Genomic DNA, 26,449 nt, shown 5'->3' with positions numbered 1-26,449 from the left:
ATAACTATGAAAACACTGGCCAAGCTAAAAGGTGAAAAAGGCATCTGGCAGGCAGAGAAGCCAAAGCCGGAACCCGGTTATAACGATGTACTGATTAAAATCCGCAAGACGGCTATCTGCGGCACTGACATGCACATTTACCACTGGGATGAGTGGTCTCAGAACACTATCCCAATGGGGATGCACGTTGGTCACGAGTTTGTCGGTGAAATCGTGGAAATGGGCGAAGGGGTTCGTGGCTTCGAAGTCGGTCAGCGGGTTTCCGGTGAGGGTCACGTCACCTGTGGACACTGCCGTAACTGCCGTGCCGGTCGTCGCCACCTGTGTAATTTCACCGTGGGGGTAGGCGTCAATCGTGACGGTGCTTTTGCTGAATACCTCTGCATTCCCGCTACCAATGCCTTTCCGATTCCTGATGATATCAGTGATGACCTGGCTTCTATTTTTGACCCGTTTGGCAACGCGGTTCATACGGCCCTGTCATTTGACCTGGTGGGTGAAGACGTGCTGATTACCGGTGCGGGGCCCATTGGCATCATGGCGGTGGCAATCTGTAAGCATGTGGGCGCGCGCAATGTGGTGATCACCGATGTCAATGACTACCGTCTGGAGCTGGCACGTAAAATGGGTGCAACCAGTGCCGTCAACGTGGCTCAGGACGATCTTTCGGCTGTCATGCAGGAACTCGGTATGGTAGAAGGCTTTGACGTAGGTCTGGAAATGTCGGGCAATGGTCGTGCATTTCAGCAAATGCTTGAATGCATGAACCATGGCGGCAAGGTCTCTCTGCTGGGTATTCCTTCCAGTGATACCACCATTGACTGGAATCAGGTGATCTTTAAAGGGCTGATTATCAAGGGTATCTACGGTCGTGAAATGTACGAAACCTGGTACAAAATGACCAGCATGTTGCAGTCTGGTCTGGATATATCGCCAGTTATCACCCATCGCCTGAGTGTGAATGATTTTGAGAAGGGTTTTGAAATCATGGGTTCCGGCCAGTCTGGCAAAGTGATTCTTGACTGGAGCTGACACGGTTCTCTGGCCTGGTTTCTGTTATCAGGCTGTGTTGACATAGAACGGCTGGAAAAAGGTGGAAAGTCGCAGGTTGCGACTTTTTGCCTTTCCTGTGGCTGGCGTATGTCGTCCAGCAAGAGGTAAGCTTTCAGGATGTGATTAATTCTCTGATATTTTCCGATAAAACTGAAAATACATCCTTACCATTAATAAATATATTTGGTAGATTTCGACTGCTCAAAATTTCAGATAAACGTATATGAAAAAGCCTTACATTTCCCTGAGCATTTTTTCTATTGAACTCAGCTTTTGCATCAGGTGATAAATATGCAGCTGTAATTATTAAGCCAACATTTATACCTTCTCTATCCATATCGAGAAGAAAACCACCAAGCTGTTCTCGTGTAAAGTCTGATTTTCTGACTTTTATATTTAATGCTGTTTTATCACCCAGCTCAACAGTATCACAATATATTGATGTATATAAAATACCATCTATTCCACCATCTGTTTTGCCTCTGCGCGGCGGAAGTCCTGTTATGTCTTTAAATGGTTCAGCGCCTAGTAAGTCTCGAATTCGATCTTCCATTACATCTCTTTTATATGATGCACTGGTATCTAGTAGTTGTTGCACTAATGACTCTTCAAGAACTCCCATTAAATTTCTCCAAAGAGAAGTTTTTTTCTAGCGTAAGTATACATAAGACAGTAATTAATAAACTCTTCAATGGAGTTGAACTTGGTATCAGGGTGGATAGAAATTACAATAACCTGCCATAGAATGAGGTTTATTTTAAGTTGATTTGAATGATTGTCACTATCTTTTTCATTGAAGTTTTTGATTTTCTTGATTATGTCTAGCTTATTCAAATTTATATATTCAAGAATATCTTTATCTTCAGATAGCAATGATGAAGCCATATGAGCTATAGCTCTTTCAATAACTACATTTTGAGCCTTTGCTCCAAGAAACCCCTTTAACTCTGAGCTGGTTTTGATATCTATAGCATCTTTACTTACAAAGACACTATATTTTTCTTCAGAAGAGCTTGCAATCTTTTCCAATCCTATTTTTTCCGCCTTAGTTCTAATGATCATATTCCTATTCCTACTTCTTCCAGTAAATTTTCCAAACAATCTCTATAAGTTGGATCATTGATAAATATTGGAGAGTCAGGTGAACTTGTAAAAGGCAAATGTGCCGTTGCTAGCAATTGATCAATCCCGCATTCAGTTAATGCATCCGTTAAACTCTCTATGTCTTTTTGTACAAGTAGTAACGCTATATTTGTAGCCGTTGTTGTTTTACCAACTCTCCCTTTTGGAGTGTTGACGACAATTTTGATCATTTAGAATAACCTGTTTCAATCAACGAATCAGAAGCCCTGAGTCCAGAATTATGCCAACTAACGTTGGGGTAATTATACAAAAATTGAGCTTACAAGAAAAATTTACCTTTTTTTGCGGCACCCTCTTCACGGCAGGTAGGGTGTCATCCTTCCTGTGGCTGGCTGCTAAAAAAGCGTACTTGAACCAATACAGCCATCATTTTTCGTGATCTCCAGGCGCGGTGACCGTTGCGTCACCAGCATGAGTAGCAACTCACCGTTGAAGACTAAATTATAAAAGGCCAGAGGTTGCATGCAGTTACTCATTTGGTACAGGTTCTTAAGCTTGTTCCCCGTGGTACTGCCCAGTACTCTTATATTGTTTTCCGTCCACCCCAGGACGGTTGCTATTGGCGGTCGCACCTTTTCAAAAACGCTGTCTTCCCTGGTCATCAGGGTAATCGCATTGCCAAGCAGGGTCGGGTATTCAGATAACGGGCAAGCCAGGTTGAACGTTGCGTCAACAGCCCAGGGGCGATCTATCCGGGCACCCAGGTTACTTTCTAAAAATGCCCCTACCTTCCTCAAGGGGAGTTTGATGTCTTCGTTTTTTGCTGGTACTTCGCCAACCACAGCGAACTGGTGTAACACCTTTGTTGAGTGCCTGTAATTATGGTCGACAATCAGTGCGTGACTGACCTGATCTAAAGAGCCAAAATCTTCACCCCCACTTTCACCCCCATCTTTACTTTTTCTCAGTGCTAAATATATGGCCATAGCCGTACACTCAGGAGGGTTGGCATACAAGCTATTAAAGTCCTTCGTGAAGCACAGGTTGAATAAGTAGCGCCCTGTCTCGTACTCGTTATAACCCTGCTCTTTACAGAATCTGCGAAGTCCAAGCAGGTAATCGGCAGCAGTTTTTGAGCCTTCGTAGGCTTCATGCGCCTTTAAAGCCAGCGACGGGTCTTTGCTTAAGAAATCAGCATCTGCGTATACATTAAACGAGCTTTGCATATTGCCGTAAGCACGCAGTCTCATTTGAATCTCTGTATTAACACCTTTTGCAAGGGATTCGTTATTCATGACACAACCTTTTTTGCCTACGTCATTAAGCCTTCTTTTTTATGGAGGTAGTGTCAGGCTTTTTTAGAGCAAAGGTGCTGGTGATGAACTGTGGAACCTGCCATTCAGAAGGTTTGAATAGAGTGTAGTTCAGTCGTGTGGAATGGTGACTCCGCGGTTATTGAAACCACAGAGTCACCTGCTGATTTGAAATAGAGCCCTCAGCGGGTAAAGAGCCCTCAGCGGGTAAAGAGCCCTCAGCGGGTAAAGAGCCCTCAGCGGGTAAAGAGCCCTCAGCGGGTAAAGAGCCCTCAGCGGGTAAAGAGCCCTCAGCGGGTAAAGAGCCCTCAGCGGGTAAAGAGCCCTCAGCGGGTAAAGAGCCCTCAGCGAATAAATTGCAGGAACTCTTCCCGGCTGGACAGTTTGTCTCGCATCAGCCCCAGCATTACAGACGAGGTCATGGAGGAATTCTGTTTCTCCACTCCACGCATCATCATGCACATGTGCTTGGCTTCTATCACAACGCCAACGCCTTTGGCACCGGTCGCTTCTATAATTGCGTCAGCGATCTGCTTGGTCATATTTTCCTGAATCTGCAGACGGCGGGCGAACATATCAACAATGCGGGCAAACTTGGACAGGCCGAGAACCTTGCCATTCGGAATATAGCCAATATGGCACTTGCCAATGAAAGGCAATATGTGATGCTCACACAGAGAATACAACTCGATATCTTTGATAACCACCATTTCACTGATGTCGGACTCGAAAACGGCACCGTTTACAATATCTTCCAGACTCTGATGATAACCTCTGGTCAGATACTGCATGGCTTTTGCAGCTCGGGTAGGGGTATCTGCCAGTCCGTCCCTGTGGATATCTTCCCCCAGGGATTCAATGATTGCACGGTAGTGTGCGCTAAGGGCTTCATGTGAGCTAAGGGCTTCGTGTGCGCTAAGGGCTTCGTGTGAGCTAAGGGCTTCGTGTGAGCTAAGGGCTTCGTGTGAGCTAAGGGCTTCGTGATCGTTCAGCTTGTCAGTCATCTCGTGAGAGTCGCTTAGTGAGTATGCAAAGAGGTCGATTTTAACACAAAGTATGCAAGCATGAGTTTTTTTGGCTCACGGGTTCCGGTTATTGTGAACTGACCAGTGCTCATGCCAGTGCTGTATCGGTAACAGGCGGCTCCTGATACCCTGATCTATTTTCAGGGTCTCAAGTGTGGTTCGACGAGCCCTTTGCTGCTCATCCTGTCCCAGTCGCCAGGCCTTGAGCCAGGAGGCCGTGTGGAAGTAGCCAAGCCAGGTGTTGATGTCCTGTTTATACGCCTGAAAGCTATTTTTCATGGCGATACGTTCCTCTGTGTGCATAGCGGTCAGGTCGCCGGTGGCCAGAAGTGCCACAAAGCTACTTTTCATTATGTCGATTTGAGGCATGATTTTTTTCCAAAAATAATCATTTTCATTGTTGGGAATTTGGGTCATGACTTCATAAGCCCAGAGATAATAATGAATCAGGGTCGACCTGGTGCGGTGTACAGCAAGCAATGCTTTTTTTCTGAAAGGTTTAAAAAAGGGCAGGTTGCAAAAGTAATCATCAAAGTAAGTGGCGAGTTTTGGCATTTCTGGCAAAGTGCTCAGCACTTTTTCATCGTAGTCAATCCGGCTTGTTCCGACCATCAGCATATTCGTTAGCAAATGATCCGCTTCGCTGGAATCAACATCTTTTGTATCCAGTACCTCTGGATTTTCCAGCATAAAAGCCCTGATCAGACGTAAGTATTTTTTAATGCTGTCCGGCTTGTCGCTGTCGTATATCAGCCGACACAACAGGGCATCATAGGCTTCCAGCCTTTTCTCAAGGGACGGCTCCTGCCTTACTTCATCCAAAGGGTTCAGAAGGATTGCCTCAAAGCTATCGGGATGACTCTTTCCTGAAAACAGGACTTCTTCAATTTCAGTACCTTCATTACTGAAAGAAAAGTGAATGTCATGGGTTTCAGGGGCAGTCAAGAGCAGTTTGGCAACCTCCGCAGGCCATCCAGCCTGGGGAGTTTGCAGAAGGTTAACCCATTCACTGGTAAAAATTCTGATCAAAATCTCAGCAGCAGAACGAACATTAAGTAATGCGCTTTCCATGACAGCGGGCAGAAGATCCACCAGAATATTGCCAGCTTCGATAAATATTGGTTCGCCTTCTTTTCTGGTGGAAGCTTGCTGGATAATAAGTTCCTTTATGACCGTTCGACGCGTTTTGAACACTTGCCCTCTGCTGTATTGGTAGCAGTCGTTCAGTCTCATTAATACCAATGCATTCAGATAGCTAGCGTAGGGGAAGCCGGCTTCACGGGCTTTCACGAAATGTACATGGGCTTTAGACAGAGCCGCTTCCCTGCTGACAGTCAAGACAACCGAGCGTTCAGACTGTGCTTCAGCTTTCAGCAGATTAAGTCCGGCAAGACAGTTAAGCCATCCCGACATTAATAAAGACTCAGGATCAAACTTACCTTCGTACAGGCTTAATAATGCAACTAATTTCTCATAACCTACGTACTTTGCATGTTTTATGGCTTCAATCAGGTAAACGTCCTCTCCCCTGGCAAAGTTTTTCAGACTGTCGATACCGAGCTCAGGTGGTGTATTATCGTAGGGAGCAGTGGTTGTGTGTACTGTTTTGCCGGCGTTTCCGGGTTGTTTGATCCACATTTTGCGTTCAAGTTTTGTTTGAAGCCCCTTCATGTCTTTACTCGGAGTTACCAATGATCGCAAAAGCTGCGTAATTTTTTTTGTACTCCCACCGGCTTGCTGCGTCAGGTATAGGTGAGCCAACACCGTCAGGTATTGAAGAGTTATTTTATTGCCGCCGTGCAACTCTGGTAACAATTGTATTGCTTTTTTCATAAGCTGTGGTTTGCTGCCAAATACTGAGGCAATCACACGGTCTTTATCTGCAAAATCCATTGCGTGGAAACTGGTGAGTGATGGTGCAGATGCAGAGGCTCCGGTGAGATAGAGAGCCAGTTCGGCTATATCTGTCATCAGTTTGCCTTCTGGAGGCGTCTTGCTTCTTAGAAGCTGGGTCAGCTCTTTAAACTCTTTTGTTTCAGGGGCGTCTGCTTCTGATTCGAGCATTAAATATTGGAACACCTTTATCTCTGGTGAGTGCCTCAGATTCTCGGACAGGCTACCGGTTTTCAGTAGCTCCTCTCGATCTGTGGCAAGGTAAAGCAATATTCTCAGGTTGCCTTCCGCTTTAAGTGACCAGTGAAAAGCATCTTCCGGGGATTTGCCCGCGAGGTGTGGTGAATCCACAAACCCTTTGTTAATCCGTTTGATAATAGGGTCAAGGGCACCAACAGCCCCCTTAGTGGGTAGCTGTTCGAGAAACTCCCTGAGTTGAAGAGAGGCTGCGGTATCCTTATCTATACCAGCGTATTCGCGATCGTCTGCGGTGGAACCGGATTCAATATCAAAAGAAAGTTTCAGTTGAAAACGATTCGGAAGTTGTACCAACCACTTAAGTGCCAGACCAGCCAAGCTTACACTAGCTAAAGGGGTTTCCATTAACAGCTCGATGCCCTGCGACACCCCTGTCAGAGCAGACACGAAACCAGCCATGGTTATTCCTGCATGATTGCCTGTTAGATGGTAAGTAAAAAGAAAATGCAATGGTGATGCATAAGGGAAGTTGTAGTGTTTGGCATTCTTTATGGTCTCTATGATTTTTTCGGAATTGGCATGAGTAGACGGACTGATGGTTAGTTTGATCGTTTTGTTGTCACTGGACATTCTGGCGTCCAGCCAGCTCAATGCTGTCAGGAAATAGTAATAACCCGCCTGAAAGGTATCTGTTTTATTTTCAGACTCCATCATTCGGTCGGAGTAAATCTTTGCCAAACCCTCAAACTGTTTATACGACAGAGGGGGAGATTGCATGGATTTAATGGCTTGTACCAGACTGATATCCAGATGATTGATCAGATTTGATAGTTGTTGGTCTTCGTCTTCGTCTGCTGAAAGCGGCAGGGGAGGGCTGTTTGTTTTTTGTATGGCTTTTTGTACGGCTCTCTCTATGGCTTTTACACCCTTTTGAAGTTCTTTTTTTTCTAATCCAGTTATTTTCTTTTTCAGTTTTCTCGAGTCCTTTTTCTGCTCGCTCACTCCTTTGCCGGGTTGTGTGTCCTGCTCTGCCTGTTGTTTGAGTTCCCTTTTGCTTTCTTCTTTTTTGGCGCTCTTTTCTACACCTTGTTGTTGAGTGTTTTTTTCCGGTGCTGGCTTAACAGGTTCTGGTGCAGCTGTCGTAGCCTGAGAGCGGGCTCTTGAAAGCAGAAAAGATCGTGCCAGAGTCCAGTCCCGGATTAAGCCAGGCCTGACTTTTTCAACTGGGTTGGTGCTTATCTCGTTGAAAAGTGACGCGAAGTTGTCCTGAATACTGTTTTTGTCCTTACTCTGTGACAACCTGTGATAGCGTTCCCACAAACCCGTTTGTTCGAACAGAATGGCATTCCTCTGATGGCTTTTGAACAAACCTCCGGCAGCTGCCTTTTCATTCAGCGCTGTCAGGTCACTCATTGCCATAACCCTTGGCGCACCTAGCAGAAGATGGGAGTGACGGTTTTTTTTCTTTAAAGTAGTGCCAAGACCCAGAAAGTTAATGCTGTAGCGCCACAGCTCGGTATTGAATTGTTTTGGTGCAGGTTCATGATGTTTTCCCAGTAACAGCCTGAGTAAACCGATGGATTGCAACAAATCCGGTGACGCTGACCTGGCTTCTTTCAGAGCTTTCGGTTTCTGGCTGTCGGGCTCTCTCAAGGCTTTCAGAATGTTATAAACGTCTTTGCCTCTGGTGGAAAGGTCTGATTCTTTACTAAGTCCCTGTTCAATAAGCATAAGGTTAGCCGCGTCGCTATCCTGAACCAGCTGTTCCAGAAATCCACCACAAAGTAACCCTTCAATGGTTATTTGGGTAGTGCTTGATTCTCTGGCCGCCCAATTGCGTAACAGTCGGTTAACGGATTCTATTTGTGGCCAGCCTGTCGGGTGATGAGGGTCAAGCTGTAAACCGAGTAGCAGCTGGTAAGCGAGTGGGATACCAGCGAGAGCGGCAGGTAGCAGCAGGTCGAAGGCATTTTCATAAATTTGTAGTGTATTTTTCGGGTCTTTCTCAGAGCGTTTCTGGTTTAACAGCAGCAATGCCTGAATTAGTTTTGCGTAGGGAAAATGGTCATCCAGTGCTGCTTTTTTTAACGCTTCGCGTTGCTTTTCATTCAAATCTGTTGCCAGATTAATGGTGAGCACCGGGTGGCTGGCGCTTATATCAACACGGGCTCCTGAACCGGTCAGTATCTCAGCAGTTTTTGTAAGCCCGGTTTGCAGGCGCACTGCTAATTCGTTCACTTCTTTCACTTTTTCCGGAAGAGTGGGTAATGCAGAGCTTTCTTCAGTGGGTTCGCAGGGCTGTTTCTGTGCCTCCTGAGCCAGTGCATCCAGAAAGTGTTTATCCATATTTTCCAGCCAGCGGGTTATGGCTTCGGACTGCTGCTCGGCGGTTTTTAGATCGATGATTGCCGGAGTTGATTTTTTGGTAGTGGCTTTTTTCTTTTTTACGCTTTTACTGGATTCAGTGGCAGGAAGGGCTTCAGTGATTTCTGCCAGGCTGGTTTGTGATTGAGTCGCCTGAGGCGGGGCAGGGGGTGGCAAACTTTCTGTTTTGTCATCAGCCTTGTTTGTTTCGTGAATAACCATTGCCACCGGAAAGTGTTCTTCCTCCTCAGGCAAAGACTCGTCATCATTAGACAATGGTTTAATAAATGGCTGCAGATACTCCGGTAACTCACCAAAGGTGGAAGCCTCTTGAGATAAGGCATTACGAATAATTGTCTGAACCTGTTGGTCTGAGTCGCAGGCCAGGAGTATTTTTAATCGTTTATGGGTACTTTCTACCCTGCGGTTTTTATCATCCCCTGCATAGCTCTGGAGCAATTTTAAGTCCAGCAGCAGTCTTTCCACCATTGCCGGAAGGGTAGGTATAAGAAGTGCGGAGTCTGGCTGATAGGGTTCTACCCGGTTGAAATCAAAGTGGTCTTTGGCAGTGGCAGAAGATATGTCCATAGAAAAGATGCGCCAGTCTTCCCTTTTGGTGAAATCCCTGCCCGGATTTATATAGATAATGATTTTTTCGGTGGTTACCGCTCCCTGTTGATTTTGCAGAGGTTTAAGACCAAGGTTGACAGACCTGACCAGAGTGCCGGGTAAACCACTCTGTAGCTGCTTTACCAGAGGTGTCGAGAATTCTTCAGGCAACTCTGAGTTCTCAATGGCCAGGTCGATATCGTTTGTAACCGGTATTTTGCTTAAACCATCGGACGCCATTCTGTTTGAAATATGTTTTCGCAGGGATCCTCCTCCATAAACGAGAGCCTTCCTGGTTTTCAGTACGCTGTTAACGGTTTCATGGGTTTTTTGTATAACAGGTGCAAGCACCAGTAGTGCCGGGATGACATAAACAAAGAGTCCCTCTTCAATTAACAGAGCATCCGTTGAGAAGTCGGTTAAATAATTGGTGAGTGATTTTATTTTTGGGCTTATAGCTAATGCGCGTAACTCAGGAAATAGTATCGGAGCGTATCTTTGTGCAGCATCTTTCCAGAAGAAGATGACTGCCCCAACGCTGTTTTTGTTGATATAAAATTCTGTTCCGGTAGCTCCTTCCGTTGCATCGAATGGATAGCAGGTCAGGCCCTGGTGGCAGTAAACTTTAAACAGATACTCCCAGTATTTACTTTTCATAAACTCTGACGGCGCTGTGAGTGCCTGTTGCAGAGCGTCACTGGCTGATTCTATTGAATCGAAATCAAGGCTTTCCCGGCAAAGCAGAACGTGTTGCCGCCATTCTGGAAAAATCTGCCAGAATGTATTTTTTACTGGGTTTGACTTCAGCCATGTTGTTTCCTTTTTTTCCAGTTGCGCACTGCTCAGAAAGCCTGGTAGCCACGGAAAATCCCTGTTCCGTAAAGTGAAATAAGACAACTTCACGGCTTTATCATCATGCAGAAAAATGATATTCGGGGCTGTTATAGAGCGCAGAGGTTCTGGCTTCAGGCTCTTCTGATTGTTACTTGCACGGCATTGATAAGCTCCGTAGGCAATAGGAATAATGACTTGTAAATCACTATTCAGTGCAGTGGCGACCAGTTTCATATGTGAGCTGTTTTCCGGATTAAAGCGTCCACATAGCTCTGGGTAGAGGCACTCTGCGTCCTGTTTCTGATTAACGGCCATGCACTGAGAGTACAGAGCCTTGAAGGCTTCTAGTGAATGAATATCGAGTACGTTTTGAACAAAGTCTGACATTGGCTCAATGGTTTCGGGTTCCAGATGATATTCCCTGTAAAGGTGCAACAGGTGATCCCAGAAGGTAGGCCTTGAGGAAGTGGTTTGTAATGTTGATAAGCGGTTTACTGGCGGTGGTTTTTTATCATCCTCATCATCATCCTGCTTTTTTCGAGGGTTATTCCGTCTGTTTATGTTGTCATTGTTTTTTTTCTTCTGGCTTGAGCTTGAGGATGATGTTTCAGATAAGCGGACTTTAGAACTGTCAGGGGTATCTGATGCCGTATTAATGGCAGCTGGAAGTAATGCTGAAGATAAGTAAGGGCTTGTTTGCTGAGAGTTTGGGGTATAGGGAAGCTGTTGCCTTTCGATTGTCTGGTCAGCAGAGGAGGGAGGTTGGGCCTGATCTGAAAAACAGGCATTAACAGGGTGGTGCCGAAACTCTCTTTCCAGATAACTTTTTATCGTGTCGCGGAGCCCTGGTCGCTGTTTGGCAAACTCGTAAAGCGATTGCGGGTCACGCTGTATTTGTTCCCGTACTCTGTCGCCCAGACTTTTTGGAACAGGGGCTGATTGGAATGCCGACAGTGCGCCCTGCCATTGATAGATATTAAAGGGGGTATTGGGAAGAGCGTTCAGAAACAGGGCTGCCAGATTGAGATACTGGCTTTCCATCAAGGTGCCAATGCCCGGCTTATCCAGGCCGAAATAACGATCCTGAACATTATACGGTACATCGCTGAACTGCATGATCAATACCGGATCGCCCGCCCCCCAGAAGTGATACTTTCGGTGTTGGTCATTGTTGGCAATGAATAAGGATGACCTTGACCAGACGGGGCGGGTATCGTTTTCCGGATACGCCTTTTCCAGTGACCAAAGGTTAAAGTAATGTCCGGTTATCAGTGCCGGACTGGGTTTTACCTCAGGCTCGGGAATGCCTGTTTTATATAACCATTCATTGTCTGACAGACGATAAAGCCAGCGGTTGTCAGGGCAGGCATGTGCTTTTTTTGAAAGGCACTGGATCGCCTGATTGACAAGCGTCAGATAGGGGCTGTCCAGACAGGTTTGCCCCCGGGGGCTGACGGGCTCTTTTTTTGCCAGCTCGGGGAGCAGCCAGGGCTGTTCATTATTGATTGGAACGTCAATAAAAATGCTCTGGCAAGTCTTATCCGGGAATGGTTCAGCCTGGCAGACAATAGCCTGAAGATGATTGTGCTGCCGTTCTCGCCAGGGGCGCAAAAAGAGAGTGCTGGTATTTGTATCATTAAGTCGCTTCCATAATGACAGCCAGACCGACAAAGATTCCCCATTAACGGTTTCCTGCTCTATGGCTGATGTCATAGGTGAAGCGGTAATCTGCCATACCGGTTGATTGTCGATACAACGGGTTTGTACTGAGAGTCGATGGCTTAACAAAGGGTGATCCATAATGACCGGATATGGATTGCAGTCAGGAGCGTCTCCAAAAGCGCGGGAAATAGAAGGCAGGCCATTGCTGAAAGAAGGGTAGGGAATGGCTGAGGGGGGAAGGAGTTTTGATATCAGAAACCAGTGCAGATTGCTCCACCATTGATATCTGAAGAAATGGTAGAGTTTTTCAGGCGTGCCAATACCGCGTAATACCTGATAATGGCTGCCCAGTTTCAGATGGAAGTTATTGCCTTTAAATCCTGCGTAGACGTTTAAAAAGCTGAACCCTGATGTACCTGGCTCTGACCCGCCTGAAGAGTCAGAGGCATGGCTTATTGACCCCCTTGCTTCCCAAATGAGTAATAGGATTGTAAAAAAAACAAGCAAAAAGCCTCTGCAACGAACGGGCATAAAGTCGTCGAATACCGTGTTTTAACTCAGGTTTAAACGGAACAAAGCCTGAGGGCTTTAAATGATCAATTTAATGTAATTATTGGATAGAGTGACCTGACGGATTGTTCTTTTAATTACCTGAGCAAAAGTAGCAGTGAGACTGGGATGTATCCAGTATATTTTTTGACCGGTTGTATGAAGTGTACCGAGGAATCGCTGTTGGCTGTTGGTTGTTGGCTGTACGAGCAGCTAAAAGCCAGAAGCCAACAGCCAGAAGCCAACAGCCAGAAGCTAAAAGCCTGCTGGTCTAATGATTGTTTGCCAGTTGCGAACTCAGACGTGTTTTTTGATAATCCGCAGTCAGAGCGAACCCGGCAGTTTCTGGGGCAGATTCTTTGAATGGCATCTACACTTGACGCCATTAATCGATAAAAAAGCAGCAATGAGTGAATATGCCTTTAACAACCAATATTTTGCAGGTGACGAACCAGCTCTTTTTACCCGTTGAGTATCCTTGTCTGCACAGCCAGTTACAGCAGTTTGCCAGTGTACAACCCTTCTCTGGCAAAGAGGTTCTGTACGCAGCACCTTTGACACGTAACACATTGGTTGCCTTGCTTCCTGTATTTGCGGGTGGCGCTCAGGTGACTCTGTCGTGGCCGGATATTATTGATCCGGATGAAGACGCTTTGTCATTAATGGAAAGCCTTGGTGTTGCCTGTTACCAGACTGTACCTGAGGGCAAAACATTTGATTTGATTTTCGACTGTTGTGGTAAATATGCCGGTTATTCAGCTATTTCAGGTCATGTTGAATTAACCCGGAGTGGGCTGGATAAATACAAAGTCCAGCACAATAAAGCCTGTCTGGATGTGGATTCCACGCTGATTAAAAACTTTGAAACCATTCTGGGGACAGGCGAGAGTCTGGTTCGGGCTTTAAAACAGTCTGGTTTTACAGAGTTGGCCGGTAAACGCTTTTTGCTGTTTGGTTATGGCAAGGTCGGGCAGGGAATCAGCCGGGCGCTGCTGAACGAGAAGGCCGATATCCGTATAGTGGAGCTGCGTGGGGATTTAACGTTTCCTGAGGGTACACACTATATTGATGGGCAGAGTGCCCCTGCGGTGACCGCCGAGGTTCAAAAAGCAGACTTTGTTGTAACAGCTACCGGCATTGAAAGCGTTATAGAAAATAACTACCCCGTTAATGAGTTCATCGAAAGCCCTGCAAAACTGATTAATATGGGGGGAGAGGATGAGTTCGGCGAGGCCTTTCCTGCTGAAGCTGTTTTAAATGGCAAACATACCTTTAACTTTATTCTTGATGATCCAACAAGAATGGAGTTTATTGACCCGATTTTTGCCGTGTATAACGAGTGTGGGAAACTGCTGCTTGAGAAAACGTATTCAGCAGGCGTTCATTTGCCGCCAGATGAGTTGATTATGCCTGTGGCAGAGCAGTTTTGTGAGACTCAGGGGATTGATATAGGGCAATGGCTGCCAATGAAAACAGGGGCATGCGCCCCTGTTTAAGTGACTGACTTTGTATCAGAACTTATAACGCAGCGTTGCATGCAGAGCAAAAGCCTCGGTGTCGTAACGACCGGAAGCCGCAGGTGAGTTGCCTGCCAAATGGCCACCACCTTTTACGTTCTTATTTTTGGCTCGGTTATATTCCGCCGCCACGTCAAACAACAGGGTGTCGTTCAGGAAGCTGGTTCCGGCACCAAGGATATAAGTGTGTGCAGCCCCGGGGGTAGAGAAGGTCGGAGCCGCGTATTTTTCAGGTACTACCGCTGTGGTGTAGACATAACCGCCGCGCAGGGTCCAGTCACCCAGGCCATAGTATTCGGCAGCAAAACGGTAGTTCATCTGGTTTTTCCAGTTGGTGTTCAGCACAGGAACCAGTACTTTGCTGTCGCTGTCAAACTCAATTTTATTGACTTTCTTGTAGTTGGTGTAAGTCGCTTCACCAAACAGTCGCCAGTTGTCGCTTACCAGGTAATCGACACCGGTGGAAATCTGCATTGGCAGTGCAGTTTTTGCAGTCACTTTTCCTTCGTAGTCATAACCGGGAATTTTACCTGCGCCCGTGTTGCCGCTGTAATCGCCCTTGGCTTTCATGTCCACTTCTGAACGGTAGTTCAGACCCCAGCCAAAGCGATTGTCGTCGGAACGGTACATAGCGCCCAGGCGCATACCGAAACTGTCAATGCCACTCATTTTGTTGTAGCCAACCTTGACACCAATGGGGAGTTTCGCAATTCCAGCATCAATTTCAGTTTTGGACATAATGTCGATGTCAGCATAGGCATAGGTCAGACGATAAGTACCACCCACAGACCAGTTGTTGTTGATCTTGTAAGCCAGTGCCAGTCCGGCTTCAACGACTTTGATGTCTGTGCCGTAGTCTCCAGTGAGTGCAGTACCGAGGAATTCAGAGCCTGTCGTGACACCTTTGAACTTCGCCGCCGCACCACCTGCGCCATAAACACCATAGCCGAGAACGAAGTCATCGCTGAGTCGGTAAGCGCCGGTGAAGCCGCCGTTTGGCATGAAGAGTTTTTCGCCTTTGGTGTAGTCTGAGCCGTTCGCCGGGCCGTTAGACTGTACAACGGTTGGAGAAGCGTGGATAGCAATATCGTTGGATTCAATAAACGCCAGACCCGCCGGGTTATAGAAAATGGCGCTGGAGTTATTGACTGAAGAGGCCGCAGCGCCACCGAGAGCGCTGTACTTTGCATCCCACATGGTGGCTTTCTCAAAACCACCCGCCACAGCATGACCGGCACCAACAGCCAGTGCCAGAGAAGAGATTAAAAAGGCTTTACGACGCAGGACGGTACGCATTAGAACTCCGGGACAACAACATCCGTTTGCTGTGATTAAATGTCACGAACAGGTCGTGAAAACCACAAAATCTGTATAATGCGGCTAGCCTATATATAGCTAAATAGAATGTATGTAAGTATTTTGTTAATGAAATATTATAAAATGTGACCAATACAGGTCTTGCGGGTAAACAAAAAAGAACCTTTCTTGATCTGGGCAATTCGAATCTTTAATGTGCATTTCAAACAAATTTTAAAATTGATGGCAAGAGCGTATGGAAAGACTGATTGAACGTTTGCTGTATTCGGCTCGTTGGCTTCTGGCTCCGATTTATCTCGGGATGACTCTGGTACTGGTAGTTCTGTTGATAGAGTTTTATCAGAGTCTGGGTTATTTGCTGCTTAACGTGATCGATATGAAAGACACCGATGTCACCCTCAAGGTGCTCACCCTGATTGATGTGGTGCTGGTGGCGGGTCTGATCGTTATGGTGATGTATTCCGGCTATGAAAACTTTGTTTCCAAGCTGGATATTGGTGAAGATACTGAACGTCTCAGCTGGCTTGGCAAAATGGACACGGGCTCTTTGAAAGCCAAGGTAGCGGCTTCTATTGTTGCTATTTCCTCCATTCATTTGCTCAAGGTGTTTATGGATGCGGAAAATATCGCCAACGACAAGCTGCTCTGGTTCGTCGTGATGCACCTGACGTTTGTCGGTTCTGCATTTGTTATGGGGATGCTGGATTATTACACAGAAAAGAAAAAACGCATTTCCGACCCTATCAGCAGTACTAATCTTTAACAGCTAACCGCTTCCTCTCTTACAGGGTCAGAGGTTTCTGACCCTGTGCAGTGTTAGCAAAATCGTCTTAAACCCTCGCCCAATGCGGGCGGGGATATAAGACGGGAAGGCGCAGAGCCTTCCGCCATCAATCTGGTGTACTCTGGCTATTAACGTAGCCCTTCAGAGTCTCGATAGTTGCACCGCCAGCACTGCAAGCAAAGTAAGACCTTGACCACATTAAGCCTGCTTTGCTCTGAGCAGTAAGGTGGGTATTCAGCATTCGCAACCGTCTTGATGATGTTGATTTGAGATTATTTACCATGACACTGATAGCCAGTTTTGGTGGGTAGGCCACCAACAGGTGTACGTGATCTTTTCCGCCATCCATTTCAAGTAACTGGCATTCCAGTTTTTCACATGCACTCTCGAACGACTCCCGTAACTGCTTGATCATATAGCCATCAAAAAGCTTTCGTCTGTACTTTGTCGTGAACACCAAATGAACAACCAGCTTGGTAACGCTATGTCGTTTGCGAAGATACCCTTTAAGCAAATCTTTATTGTGTGCGCTCACTTGAAAACCTCTTTCAAATACCTGTAATATAAAGTTTATATTAATGAGCACTGAAATAACGTTCCATGCTGAGAGCCACCAAAGTACGAATCTATCCAACATCGGAGCAGGCGGAATTTCTCGACCGTCAGTTTGATGCTGTGCGGTTCGTATGGAACAAGGCCCTGGCTATTAAGGTTCATTATTACAAGGTTCGTGGGCAGAGCCTTTCTCCCAAAAAACACCTGAAGCCCTTGCTGGCAAAAGCCAAGAAAAGCCGAAAGTACTCATGGCTGAAAAACGCTGACTCTATTGCACTGCAACAGGCCACTATCAATCTGGATACGGCCTTTCAAAACTTTTTCAATCCCAAATTGCAGGCAAGATTTCCTCGCTTCAAGAAAAAGCATGGCAAGCAAAGTAGCTACCATTGTACGTCTGTCTCTGTGGGCGATAACGGGATAAAAATCCCCAAGTGCAAGCCCATAAGGGCTAAAGTGCATCGTGAAATAGTGGGTAAGGTGAAGTCTATCACCCTGAGCAGAACGCTAACCGGCAAGTATTTTGCCTCCATATTGGCTGATGATACCCAGGAACAACCAAAACAGATTGATAATCTTGAAGCTAATCAGGTTGTCGGTGTTGATATGGGGATTACTGATCTGGCTATCACCAGTACCGGCCATAAGACTGGCAATCCTCGCTTTCTGAAAAAAGCACAACGTAACCTGAAAAGAAAACAACAGGCTCTATCTCGCTGCAAGAAAGGCTCAAAAGGTAGGCACAAAGCCCGTTTATTGGTGGCAAAGGCGCATGAGCGTGTAGCCTTTGCCCGTAATGATTTTCAGCATAAGCTATCAAAACAACTCATCGACGAAAACCAAGCGGTGATTGTGGAGACACTGAAAGTTAAAAACATGCTCAAGAACAAGCGTCTTGCTCGTTCTATTGCTGATGCTGGCTGGCATTCACTGATAACCAAACTCGAATACAAGGCAAAGCAGGAAGGTAAACATCTGGTGAAGATAGACCAGTGGTTTGCATCCTCTAAAACTTGCTCAGTCTGCGATTTGAAACAGGAAAAAATGCCATTGAGAATCCGATCATGGGAGTGTAGCTGTGGTGCTATCCATGACCGGGATATTAATGCAGCTCGCAATATCAAGAAGCAAGGCATATTGAAATTAAAGGCGGAAGGACTGTCCGTTTCTGCTGATGGAGGCTTGCGTAAATCCGGCAGACTGTCGGTTGCTGCCTAAGAAATCAGAAGCCTCACCCGATAGGGTGGGGAGCAGTCACCACTCATTTTATCCAGACTCCCCGCCAACTAACACGCCGCCTAACAATAATTTCCAAAGGACGGTGCTGACGCACCGCACCTGAAATTGGTGTTCCGTCAAACCGCATCCCGAATAAACACCCACTCACTGTCAGACGACATGGATTCGTTGTAGCTATAGCCTTCATAATCAAAGCTTTTCAGCTGTTCAGCTTTTGTGATCTTCTGGTCAATGGCATAGCGGCACATCAGACCGCGCGCTTTCTTGGCATAAAAGCTGATGATCTTGTATTGCCCGCTTTTCCAGTCTTTGAACACCGGGGTGATCACCGGTACATTGAGTTGCTTTGGCTTGACGGATTTGAAGTATTCATTGGAGGCCAGGTTTACCAGCACTTTATGTTTATGTGCTGCGATGTCTTCGTTCAGCTTTTCGGTTATCTGGTCGCCCCAGAAGGCGTAAAGGTCTTTGCCAGCGCTGTTGGCAAACTTCGTCCCCATTTCCAACCGGTAAGCCTGCATCAAATCCAATGGGCGCAGGATGCCATAAAGACCTGACAGAATTCGCAAATGCTTCTGGGTGAACTGGAATTGCTTCTCCGTCAGGGTTTCTGCATCCAGTCCCGTATAAACATCGCCTTTGAAAGCCAGCACCGCCTGCTTGGCATTGTCCGGAGTGAAAGGCCGTCGCCAGGCTTCGAAACGTGCCGCATTCAGCTGTGCCAGCTTGTCGCTGATTTTCATCAGGCTACCCAGGTCTGCCGGGGTGAGGGTGCGCAGCTGTTTGACCAGCGCTTCAGCCTGTTCCAGAAAATCTGGCTGGCTGGATGCAGAGGTCACAGGTTGGGTATCGTAATCCAGTGTTTTGGCTGGGGAAACAACCATCAGCATAATGACTCCGGCCTCTTATTTAATTTGTACGATGGAACTCAATACTAGACGCTTGTTTAAAGCTTTTCTAGCAGCCCATAAAGCTGGTAACGTGCGCAGCCACAGTTTTTGTCCATGGTTGTTTGCAACACGATGTTATTAGAATCCGGTGTGTTTCTGGGTAATAAAATTCTGGATGTGGTGTTTGTTGCCTGGTTCAGTGCCCAGTTTTACAAGGTTATCAGTTCGGTGTTGATGGAAGGGCAGGTTAATATCCGACGTCTGTGGGACACCGGCGGTATGCCCAGTTCTCACTCGGCGACAGTCACCTCACTGGCTACCTGTGTCGGTTTGTCGGAAGGCTGGGGCAGTACCGAATTTGCCATGGCTGCCATCTTTGCCATGGTAGTGATGTACGACGCGGCCGGAATCCGCAGAGCGGCAGGTAAGCAGGCCGGGGTATTGAATAAAATTATTGAACGGCTGACGCATAAGATCGAAGAAAAAATTCACGACGAGCGGTTGAAAGAGCTGCTGGGGCATACCCCTTTTGAAGTGGTGATTGGTGCTTCCCTGGGTATACTGGTGGGGTTTGTTATGGAAGGCTATCTGCTGGCCTGAACAGGCTGAAAGCAGGCAGATAGCCCCTGCTCTTACACGACACCGTATGACAGCATGGCGTCGGCTACTTTTTTGAATCCGGCAATATTAGCTCCCTGCACGTAATCAATCTGTCCATTACCATTCCGCCCATAGGTCAGGCATTGCTGGTGGATTCTGCGCATGATCAGATGCAGACGTTCTTCCAGTTCTTCGGTTGACCAGGACATTCTCATGCTGTTCTGGCTCATTTCCAGTCCGGATACAGCAACGCCGCCAGCGTTGGCTGCCTTGGCGGGCGCAAACAGCACATTGTTTTCTTTCAGGAAATGGACGGCCTCAAGCGTGGCGGGCATATTGGCACCTTCAGCGACCGCTATGCAGCGATTAGCAACCAGGGTTTTGGCATCTTGCAGGTTAAGCTCGTTCTGTGTGGCGCAGGCAAAAGCCAGATGGCAGGGGAACTGCCAGACCTTGGCGCTTTCATGGAATTCACAACCAAACTGTTCGGCAAATTCGTTGATACGGCCCCGGCGCACTTCTTTCAGGTCAATCAGCCAGATCAACTGGTCTTTGGTGATTCCGTCAGGGGCATAAAAACTGCCTGAAGAATCGGACATGGCAACCACTTTACCACCCAGCTCAATGATTTTTTCAGCCGTATACAGGGCGACATTACCAGAGCCGGATACGACGCAGGTTTTGTCTTCCAGCGTATGTCCATGCTCCCTTAACATTTCCTGGGCAAAGAACACGGTGCCAAAGCCTGTGGCTTCCTTGCGAACCAGGCTACCGCCGTATTCCAGCCCTTTACCGGTTAATACACCCTGAAACTCGTTCTCCAGGCGTTTGTACTGACCAAACAGATAGCTGATTTCACGGGCTCCCACACCAATGATGCTTGTGCATTTCACTCATATAGGACTGACAGAAACGCATCACTTCCAGGTCACTTTTGCCTTTAGGGTTAAAGTCCGAGCCGCCTTTTGCAGCGCCCAGGGGGAGGGTGGTCAGGCTGTTTTTAAAGGTCTGTTCGAAACCCAGAAACTTGAGCGTATCGAGGGTCAGGTTTGAGGCAAAGCGCAGGCCGCCTTTGTAAGGGCCAATGGCATTATTAAACTGAACCCGGTAGCCACGATTCACACGTATATGACCCTCATCATCTTCCCAGCAGACCCGAAAGGTGATGATTCTGTCGGGTTCCGTCATACGTTCAAGGATACGGGCCTTGATATACTGCGGATGGCGATTGATGTAGGGGATAACGCTCTGGGCCACTTCCTGCACAGCCTGATGAAACTCAGGTTCGTGGGGGTTGCGCTTGTGCAGTCCCAGCATGAATTCGTCGAGGCTCAGGTGACTGGAGAACATTCTGAACTCTCCTTTATTGTGAGGTTTTTCTTTCTCTACGCAGAGAGTCTACTACCAAACAGTGAGCAGGATATAAGCCTGAGTCAAAATATTCGACGTTATCAATGGGAATGCAAAATCATCGCCTTGAAAAACAGGGCGAAAAACGGTTCATTTATTGCCCTCCGGGTTATTTCTCAAACCCTTTTTATATAGCCTTAAGAGCTCATTCCACTCTCTGCCGAATAGTCTCGGATCTTCCATTGTCAGAAAAGGGACAGGGCTTTCCTGCGTTCCCTGGGTCACGAGTGCCAGCTGAGTCAGCAGTTTTTCAAGAGTAGCCTCTGGCAATTCGGAGATACTTGCTAAAAAGCGAAATTCATCAGCATCCATTGCGTGGCTGGTCGTTGCTTCATTCGCAGAAGAGCTGACTGACTGTGCCACGCTGGCACTATCTTCGGGCCGCCACTGGCTCAGGGCATCTTGAATGCTTGCCCGAAAAATACTGTAGCTGTTTCCGGGTTCTATTGTATTAGCAATATTTCTGACTTGAGTAACGCTCATTCCCTGAGGGACTTGTGTCCAGAATACGCTGTCGTTTTCCAGACGGGTTAGATATTCGTGTAGCTCTGGCCTTATTTCAGTGAATCGAGGAGGGTCAGGTATTATGACCGAAGATTCTGGTCTTTTTGAAACAGGTGTAAAAGAAGCGCTCGCTATCTTCTCAGAGTCGGGTGAAGCAGGAAATTGGGACGGAGCGATATTCTCCTGCTCTGTTAATGCTGAATTCCGGGGAGCAGGATCATTGGAAAGCATCACCGTTTCCACTAAATAGTCGACAACAAAATGCAGGCCTGGATTAGATGGCAGAGCTTCCAGAGCCCGATCCAGAATCAGGTTGGCACTGAACTGGTGAGTGATGGCATCGAAGGCACCAAGGGAGGGATCATGCTTTGAGCTCACGTGTTTTGTAATGATTTCCCAGCAATGATGATGGGGTTGCCATAAACCAGGATTGAGAGTCCTTGCGGTGGTAAGGCAGCCAATGCCTGATTCTTTTCGTAATTCAAAAAGGTGAGTCAGGCTATTTTCATCAGATATAACCGCTGATTTTTTTAAACCGCATTTACATTTTGTCACCCCTGGCTCCTCTCCCTGTCCCTCCTGTTCTCCCTGTCCCTCCTGTTCTCCCTGTTCTCCCTGTTCTCCCTGTTCGGGGTTAAACAGCCTGCATACCGTCACAGGCCTTAATCGGCATGTCTGGTTATGCTTTAATGCACTGGATAGCTCTATCTCAACAGTCTGGCCGGGGCGGTAATCTCTGTTAACACCACAAACCGTGCAATGGACAGAGTATGTCTTAGGGTCGTATGAAAAATTGTTTAAAACGATTTCAACAGCAATGTTTCCTGGCAAACCTCGTGCTTGCAGTTTGTTGAATTCTGAAATCATGAGTTCATAAATTTTACGCTGTAATTCTTCAGCTAAATGGCTATCTGATGTTTTTTTTGTTTTTTTAATACTAAAAGCAATGATTTTTGCCCTGCCATTTAATCGATCCCGATAAATGGCATTGTCAGACATTGTTGAATCTGAAGCCTCTGAAACCTGAACAGGAAAAACGGTTATCAGAGGTGGATAGTTGAGTGTTTGTGACAGCACCCTCTCTAAATACTGACTAATCAAATTATTTTTTGTTAATGACAGGTGGTTAAAGGCAGATGATTTATCCATTTCAGTCTGATCAAAAAGAACATCGCTATTAGCAGTGGGAGACAGTGTTGAAAAAAGCATTATCGGCTTTTTCGGTGGAAGTGGCAAAAAAGTATCATATTCGATGTATGAGAATGTTGATCCTTGAGTCTCGCTATCTGTATTGTTCTCGTCAAAAGTGGTTGTATCCTGATGATCGCCCGGTTCATCTTCGTCCATTTGCCCTGAACTGCACGGCAGTTGTGTAATGAATAACCATAGGCTTGCGTTACCGGAGTTTGGATAACTCAAGTTCAACAAAAGTGTTATAACCACCACTCTTATTGAATAACTGTGGGGGTAACTTGCCATCGTATCGTTGATTCTGAAAAGTCCTGGTAGCATGGATAACTATTTTTCTTTGCGCTAAATAAGTGAGAGCACAGAAAGACTAGTCGAAAAAATTAGAACTGACGATCCCGGCTTGCTTAACTCCGGTCAGGAAGAAATACTGACCGTTGTTTCTGGTTCGGTCTATACTAATGAACCGTCCAAAAATCTGAATTATAAAGTGAGCCGGCCATGCATATTGATCCAACTGCGACCCCCGTAAAGGATGTCTACAAATTACTGATCAGTACCGTGACACCAAGACCGATCGCCTGGGTGTCCAGTATTGACGATCAGGGTATTGTCAACCTGGCACCTTTCTCTTTCTTTAATGTGGTGAGTGTTAACCCGCCTGTTCTGGGTTTTTCACCTTTGCTGGACGGCACCGGCAAAAGTAAAGACACCCTGAACAATATCCGCAATACCAGAGAGTTTGTGGTGAATGTGGTCAGTCATCATGTTGCCGATGCCATGAACCAGACTTCCGCCCCCTACGAGCATCATGTGGATGAGCTGCAACAGACAGGGCTGACCGCTATGCCATCATCTCTGGTTAAGCCGCCTTCTGTTAAGGAAGCGATGGTTCATTATGAGTGTCGTTTGCACGATCTGATTTCATTTGGCAACGACCCATTGGCGGGTAATCTGATACTGGGACAGATTTGCCATATTCATGTGAATGATGAACTAAAAGACGGTAATCGTATTAATGTCGCTAAACTCGATACGGTAGGGCGTATGGAGGGCAGTTATTATTCCACCACCAGGGACCGGTTTGCCATCGACCGACCGACACTGGAGTAGTATTTTCGCCGCCATCCCCGTTTTTTTCGCGGGGATGGCGACAATTGCTTTTATTTGCAGCTTCCCTGCGCCTTATGTTTTTTTCTGGTTGCACTCGGGCAGGAGTCGCAGCCACTTCCGCAGACGTTCTTTTTCCTCCACAGTTTGCGATAAAGATAATAAGCCGCACTGCTGATCACCACGGCGGTTATCAGAATATCCAGAAAACCGTTAGCCTGCTCATACATAGCCTGCCTCCCCTATAGATTCGTGACCGGGATATTTTGTGATGGCTGTATTTTCTTCCTGACCCAGTCTTTTAAACCGATCAGCAGCAGTAGCGCCAATCCTGAAAACCAGGCCAGTGACATCAGTTCTGTTCCGGTAAGATTCAAACGGTTGCCCGTGGAGTAAGCGATGGAGGCAACTGTGAATCCGATCAGGGTGGGCAGCAGAATAGACAACAGCATCCATCTATAATGACCCGTTTGCACCTTGATCATCATGACAGACGCCAGGCAGGGAGGATAAAGAATGAAGAACAGAATCAGTGCCACGGCAGCCACTGCCCCCTTGCTGGCAAACTCATCGGACTCGCCCATGCGCTGTTCCAGTTTCTGGTTACTCTCTTCGTCCTGCTGAAACAGTACGCCCAGGGTGGCAACACTGCTTTCACGGGCTGCAAAAGAAGAAAACAACGCAACATTGATTTTCCAGTCAAAACCGGCGTATTGGCTGACCGGTTCCAATGCACGACCAAGGCTACCTAACAGTGAGGCCTCCAGACGTTGTTCATTGATGTCACGACGAATAGCGTTGCGTGCGGAAGATAGTTTTCTCAGGGCACGATTAGCCTTTCTTGCGTCCCTGTCCCCTTTTGCAGGTGCGACCACAGCCATGAAGGTTTCGTTACGGGCCTTGAACTGGCTATTGATCGTGGCTGAAGCCTCAGCCCCACGGGCATTGAGTTTGGCGCGTTTGAAATCGGTGTAGAAGTTCACCAGTGCCGGAAGGTTTGTGTGGTCAAATTTTTCGGCGTAGTGTGTACCCCGAATGGCTTTGTCGAAGGTTGCCACGGCCTGTTCGGCACGCTGTTGTGCGATTTGCTCTTTGTCCTCAGAAATACCGGGGAACTGCAACAAAACAAAGATAACCGTAGAAACCGCCAGGACAATGGTGCCTACTTTACGAATATACATCCAGGTTCGTTCCAGCGAACGGGTAATAACACTTCGCAGGGTCGGCAGGTTATACCTTGGCAGCTCCATCACAAAGGGAGCGGTTTCTGTTTTTTGCAAGACGGTCCGGGTTAGCAGCTTAGCGACCAGAAGTGCGGCAATAACGCTGAAGGTGGATATGTAGAACGTCATCAGGGACATGCTATCGACAAAGAATATGCCCAGCAGCAGCGTATAAAGCGGTATTTTTGCCAGACAGTTCATATAGGGAACCGTCAGGATGGTCGCCAGTCGCGCCCGGTTGTCCGGAATCCCTTTGGTTGCCATGATACCGGGTACTGCACACCCTCCGGCAAATACGCCACCCAGTATCAGGGGCAGCGTACTCTGACCGTGAAGACCAAATTTGTTCAGTAGCCGGTCCGATATAAACGCAATGCGCGCCATATAACCCGAGTCTTCCAGAATGGCGATCAGGGCGAACAGGATTAAAAAGATAGGGATGTAGTTAAGGAGCGTGTTGGCAGAATCAATAATCCATAAGCCTAACGAGCGCACATAAGGGTCGTGCAGGAAACCGGCTTCTGGCAGCACCCCGGCCACCAGTTCCCTGAAGGAAGCCAGATAAGGCCACCAGTAATTGGTGAGTTCATAACCGTAAACAATGGCACACTGATAAATAACAAATACGGTGGCGATAAGAAACAGGGGAGCGCCAAAACGGTTCAGTACAACACGATCTACACGTTCAGTGACGTTTTTATTATTCGTGTCTTCACGTTTGACCTCAACACAATGCGAGAGAATGTCTGCAACGGTTTTCTGTCGTTGGGCGACAATGTAGTCATTTATGCCCGAGTCCAGCCTGGTTTTAATAGCGGCCTGATGAGTGGCGACCTTTTGTTTCAGCTTATCCCACTGGTCTGGTTCGATCCGGCTGGCAAGCCAGTTGCTGGCTTCCTGATCTTCTTCGAGTAGCCGTAATGCAAGCCAGCGAATGGCTGGCATATCGGTGATATCCAGTTCATTTAATGGCTCGGAAATATCAGAAATACTGTGTTCAAGCTCGGGGTAAGAGGTTCTGAAAGCGCTTGGTTGTGCCTGAGTGATGGTGTCTGAAAGCTGCTCTACTCCCTGGCCGGTACGACCAATACATTCAGCAACAGGTATGGCCAGTTTTTCTGCAAGCTTCCCGGTTTGTATCTCAATGCCCTCGGTACGGGCCACGTCCATCATGTTCAGGGCAAGAGCGACGGGTAGTTCAAGTTCAAGCAGTTGCAGAGTCAGGTGCAGGGAACGATTGATATTCGCTGCGTCCATGACATTAAGAACAACGTCGGCCTGTTCTTCTCTGAGGGCTTTGCGGGCAACACGCTCTTCCAGGGAGAAACTGGTCAGGCTGTAAGTGCCGGGTAAGTCGATTAACTGCCAGTCACCATTCTGGTCAGAGAAATAACCTGTTTTTTTATCAACAGTCACCCCCGGATAATTAGCAACAAATTGCCGGGCTCCGGTCAGCTGGTTGAATAGTGTGGACTTACCGGCATTTTGTTGACCTGCCAGTAAGATTTTTTTTCTTCGCATGCTATATT

General features: G+C 47.0%; 21 protein-coding genes. 7 read left to right on the top strand and 14 right to left on the bottom strand.

What is annotated here, in order from left to right; all coding sequences use genetic code 11:
- Positions 1-6: 6 nt before the first annotated feature.
- Positions 7-1,032: an L-threonine 3-dehydrogenase gene (gene tdh, locus NX720_RS16365; RefSeq protein ID WP_262595953.1), complete on the top strand. Its 1,026-nt coding sequence runs from the start codon at positions 7-9 to the stop codon at positions 1,030-1,032.
- A 133-nt stretch (positions 1,033-1,165) separates the two neighbouring features.
- Here the strand turns inward: tdh and NX720_RS16360 are convergent, their stop codons facing one another.
- The 6 genes from NX720_RS16360 to NX720_RS16335 all read right to left on the bottom strand — a co-directional run bounded on the left by NX720_RS16360 (position 1,166) and on the right by NX720_RS16335 (position 12,541).
- Positions 1,166-1,675 carry a restriction endonuclease gene (locus tag NX720_RS16360; RefSeq protein WP_262595952.1) on the bottom strand — a complete coding sequence of 170 codons (510 nt, stop codon included), beginning with the start codon at positions 1,673-1,675 and terminating at the stop codon, positions 1,166-1,168.
- Positions 1,675-2,115 carry a hypothetical protein gene (locus NX720_RS16355; RefSeq protein ID WP_262595950.1) on the bottom strand — a complete coding sequence of 147 codons (441 nt, stop codon included), beginning with the start codon at positions 2,113-2,115 and terminating at the stop codon, positions 1,675-1,677. Before NX720_RS16355 ends, NX720_RS16360 begins: the two co-directional genes overlap by 1 nt.
- Entirely contained in the window at positions 2,112-2,366 is a 255-nt protein-coding gene (locus NX720_RS16350) for a ParA family protein (protein WP_262595949.1), read from the bottom strand. Before NX720_RS16350 ends, NX720_RS16355 begins: the two co-directional genes overlap by 4 nt.
- Before the next feature lie 165 nt (positions 2,367-2,531).
- Positions 2,532-3,431, bottom strand: coding sequence for a hypothetical protein (locus NX720_RS16345; RefSeq protein WP_262595947.1), 900 nt, complete (start codon positions 3,429-3,431; stop codon positions 2,532-2,534).
- A 362-nt stretch (positions 3,432-3,793) separates the two neighbouring features.
- Complete coding sequence (folE, locus tag NX720_RS16340) at positions 3,794-4,453, bottom strand: GTP cyclohydrolase I FolE (protein ID WP_262595945.1); 660 nt, start codon at positions 4,451-4,453, stop codon at positions 3,794-3,796.
- A 75-nt stretch (positions 4,454-4,528) separates the two neighbouring features.
- On the bottom strand, positions 4,529-12,541 hold the full coding sequence (locus NX720_RS16335; protein WP_262595943.1) for a hypothetical protein: 8,013 nt from the start codon (positions 12,539-12,541) through the stop codon (positions 4,529-4,531).
- A 225-nt stretch (positions 12,542-12,766) separates the two neighbouring features.
- Here NX720_RS16335 and NX720_RS16330 point away from each other — a divergent pair, with 225 nt between their 5' ends.
- Positions 12,767-12,946: a hypothetical protein gene (locus NX720_RS16330; RefSeq protein ID WP_262595942.1), complete on the top strand. Its 180-nt coding sequence runs from the start codon at positions 12,767-12,769 to the stop codon at positions 12,944-12,946.
- A 53-nt stretch (positions 12,947-12,999) separates the two neighbouring features.
- A complete protein-coding gene (locus NX720_RS16325; RefSeq protein WP_262595940.1) occupies positions 13,000-14,079 on the top strand; it encodes a Rossmann-fold NAD(P)-binding domain-containing protein in 1,080 nt (359 codons plus the stop codon).
- Positions 14,080-14,094: 15 nt separating this feature from the next.
- Here NX720_RS16325 and NX720_RS16320 read toward each other — a convergent pair whose 3' ends face one another.
- Positions 14,095-15,396 (bottom strand): OmpP1/FadL family transporter, encoded by a 1,302-nt coding sequence (locus tag NX720_RS16320; RefSeq protein ID WP_262595938.1) that lies wholly within the window; start codon positions 15,394-15,396, stop codon positions 14,095-14,097.
- Between the two features lie 256 nt (positions 15,397-15,652).
- On the opposite strand from NX720_RS16320, the gene NX720_RS16315 reads away from it, so the two are divergent.
- Positions 15,653-16,180 carry a TIGR00645 family protein gene (locus NX720_RS16315; protein ID WP_262595936.1) on the top strand — a complete coding sequence of 176 codons (528 nt, stop codon included), beginning with the start codon at positions 15,653-15,655 and terminating at the stop codon, positions 16,178-16,180.
- Between the two features lie 127 nt (positions 16,181-16,307).
- Here the strand turns inward: NX720_RS16315 and tnpA are convergent, their stop codons facing one another.
- On the bottom strand, positions 16,308-16,736 hold the full coding sequence (gene tnpA, locus NX720_RS16310; protein WP_262595934.1) for an IS200/IS605 family transposase: 429 nt from the start codon (positions 16,734-16,736) through the stop codon (positions 16,308-16,310).
- A gap of 65 nt (positions 16,737-16,801) precedes the next feature.
- Here tnpA and NX720_RS16305 point away from each other — a divergent pair, with 65 nt between their 5' ends.
- Positions 16,802-17,974, top strand: coding sequence for an RNA-guided endonuclease InsQ/TnpB family protein (locus NX720_RS16305; protein WP_262595932.1), 1,173 nt, complete (start codon positions 16,802-16,804; stop codon positions 17,972-17,974).
- A 137-nt stretch (positions 17,975-18,111) separates the two neighbouring features.
- Here the strand turns inward: NX720_RS16305 and yaaA are convergent, their stop codons facing one another.
- Positions 18,112-18,885: a peroxide stress protein YaaA gene (gene yaaA, locus NX720_RS16300; protein ID WP_262595930.1), complete on the bottom strand. Its 774-nt coding sequence runs from the start codon at positions 18,883-18,885 to the stop codon at positions 18,112-18,114.
- A gap of 114 nt (positions 18,886-18,999) precedes the next feature.
- Here yaaA and NX720_RS16295 point away from each other — a divergent pair, with 114 nt between their 5' ends.
- A complete protein-coding gene (locus tag NX720_RS16295; RefSeq protein ID WP_262595928.1) occupies positions 19,000-19,485 on the top strand; it encodes a divergent PAP2 family protein in 486 nt (161 codons plus the stop codon).
- A 32-nt stretch (positions 19,486-19,517) separates the two neighbouring features.
- On the opposite strand, the gene NX720_RS16290 is transcribed toward NX720_RS16295, so the two are convergent.
- From NX720_RS16290 to NX720_RS16285, 3 genes are all read right to left on the bottom strand, one after another.
- Positions 19,518-20,378 (bottom strand): NAD(P)-dependent oxidoreductase, encoded by an 861-nt coding sequence (locus NX720_RS16290; protein ID WP_449757769.1) that lies wholly within the window; start codon positions 20,376-20,378, stop codon positions 19,518-19,520.
- A complete protein-coding gene (locus tag NX720_RS27500) occupies positions 20,341-20,835 on the bottom strand; it encodes a Glu/Leu/Phe/Val dehydrogenase dimerization domain-containing protein (RefSeq protein WP_449757768.1) in 495 nt (164 codons plus the stop codon). Before NX720_RS27500 ends, NX720_RS16290 begins: the two co-directional genes overlap by 38 nt.
- 150 nt (positions 20,836-20,985) lie before the next feature.
- Positions 20,986-22,608, bottom strand: a complete 1,623-nt coding sequence (locus NX720_RS16285; protein ID WP_262595927.1) for a hypothetical protein — start codon at positions 22,606-22,608, stop codon at positions 20,986-20,988.
- A 480-nt stretch (positions 22,609-23,088) separates the two neighbouring features.
- Between NX720_RS16285 and NX720_RS16280 the strand changes: the two genes are divergently transcribed.
- Entirely contained in the window at positions 23,089-23,700 is a 612-nt protein-coding gene (locus NX720_RS16280) for a flavin reductase family protein (RefSeq protein WP_262595925.1), read from the top strand.
- A 50-nt stretch (positions 23,701-23,750) separates the two neighbouring features.
- Here the strand turns inward: NX720_RS16280 and NX720_RS16275 are convergent, their stop codons facing one another.
- Positions 23,751-23,927 carry a FeoB-associated Cys-rich membrane protein gene (locus NX720_RS16275; protein ID WP_262595924.1) on the bottom strand — a complete coding sequence of 59 codons (177 nt, stop codon included), beginning with the start codon at positions 23,925-23,927 and terminating at the stop codon, positions 23,751-23,753.
- 12 nt (positions 23,928-23,939) lie between these two features.
- Positions 23,940-26,441, bottom strand: coding sequence for a ferrous iron transport protein B (gene feoB, locus NX720_RS16270; protein WP_262595923.1), 2,502 nt, complete (start codon positions 26,439-26,441; stop codon positions 23,940-23,942).
- Positions 26,442-26,449: the final 8 nt, after the last annotated feature.

The organism is Endozoicomonas euniceicola (assembly GCF_025562755.1).
GTDB lineage: Bacteria > Pseudomonadota > Gammaproteobacteria > Pseudomonadales > Endozoicomonadaceae > Endozoicomonas_A > Endozoicomonas_A euniceicola.
Note: the sequence above shows the minus strand (reverse complement) of the source record. Positions and strands in the feature narration are given on the sequence as shown.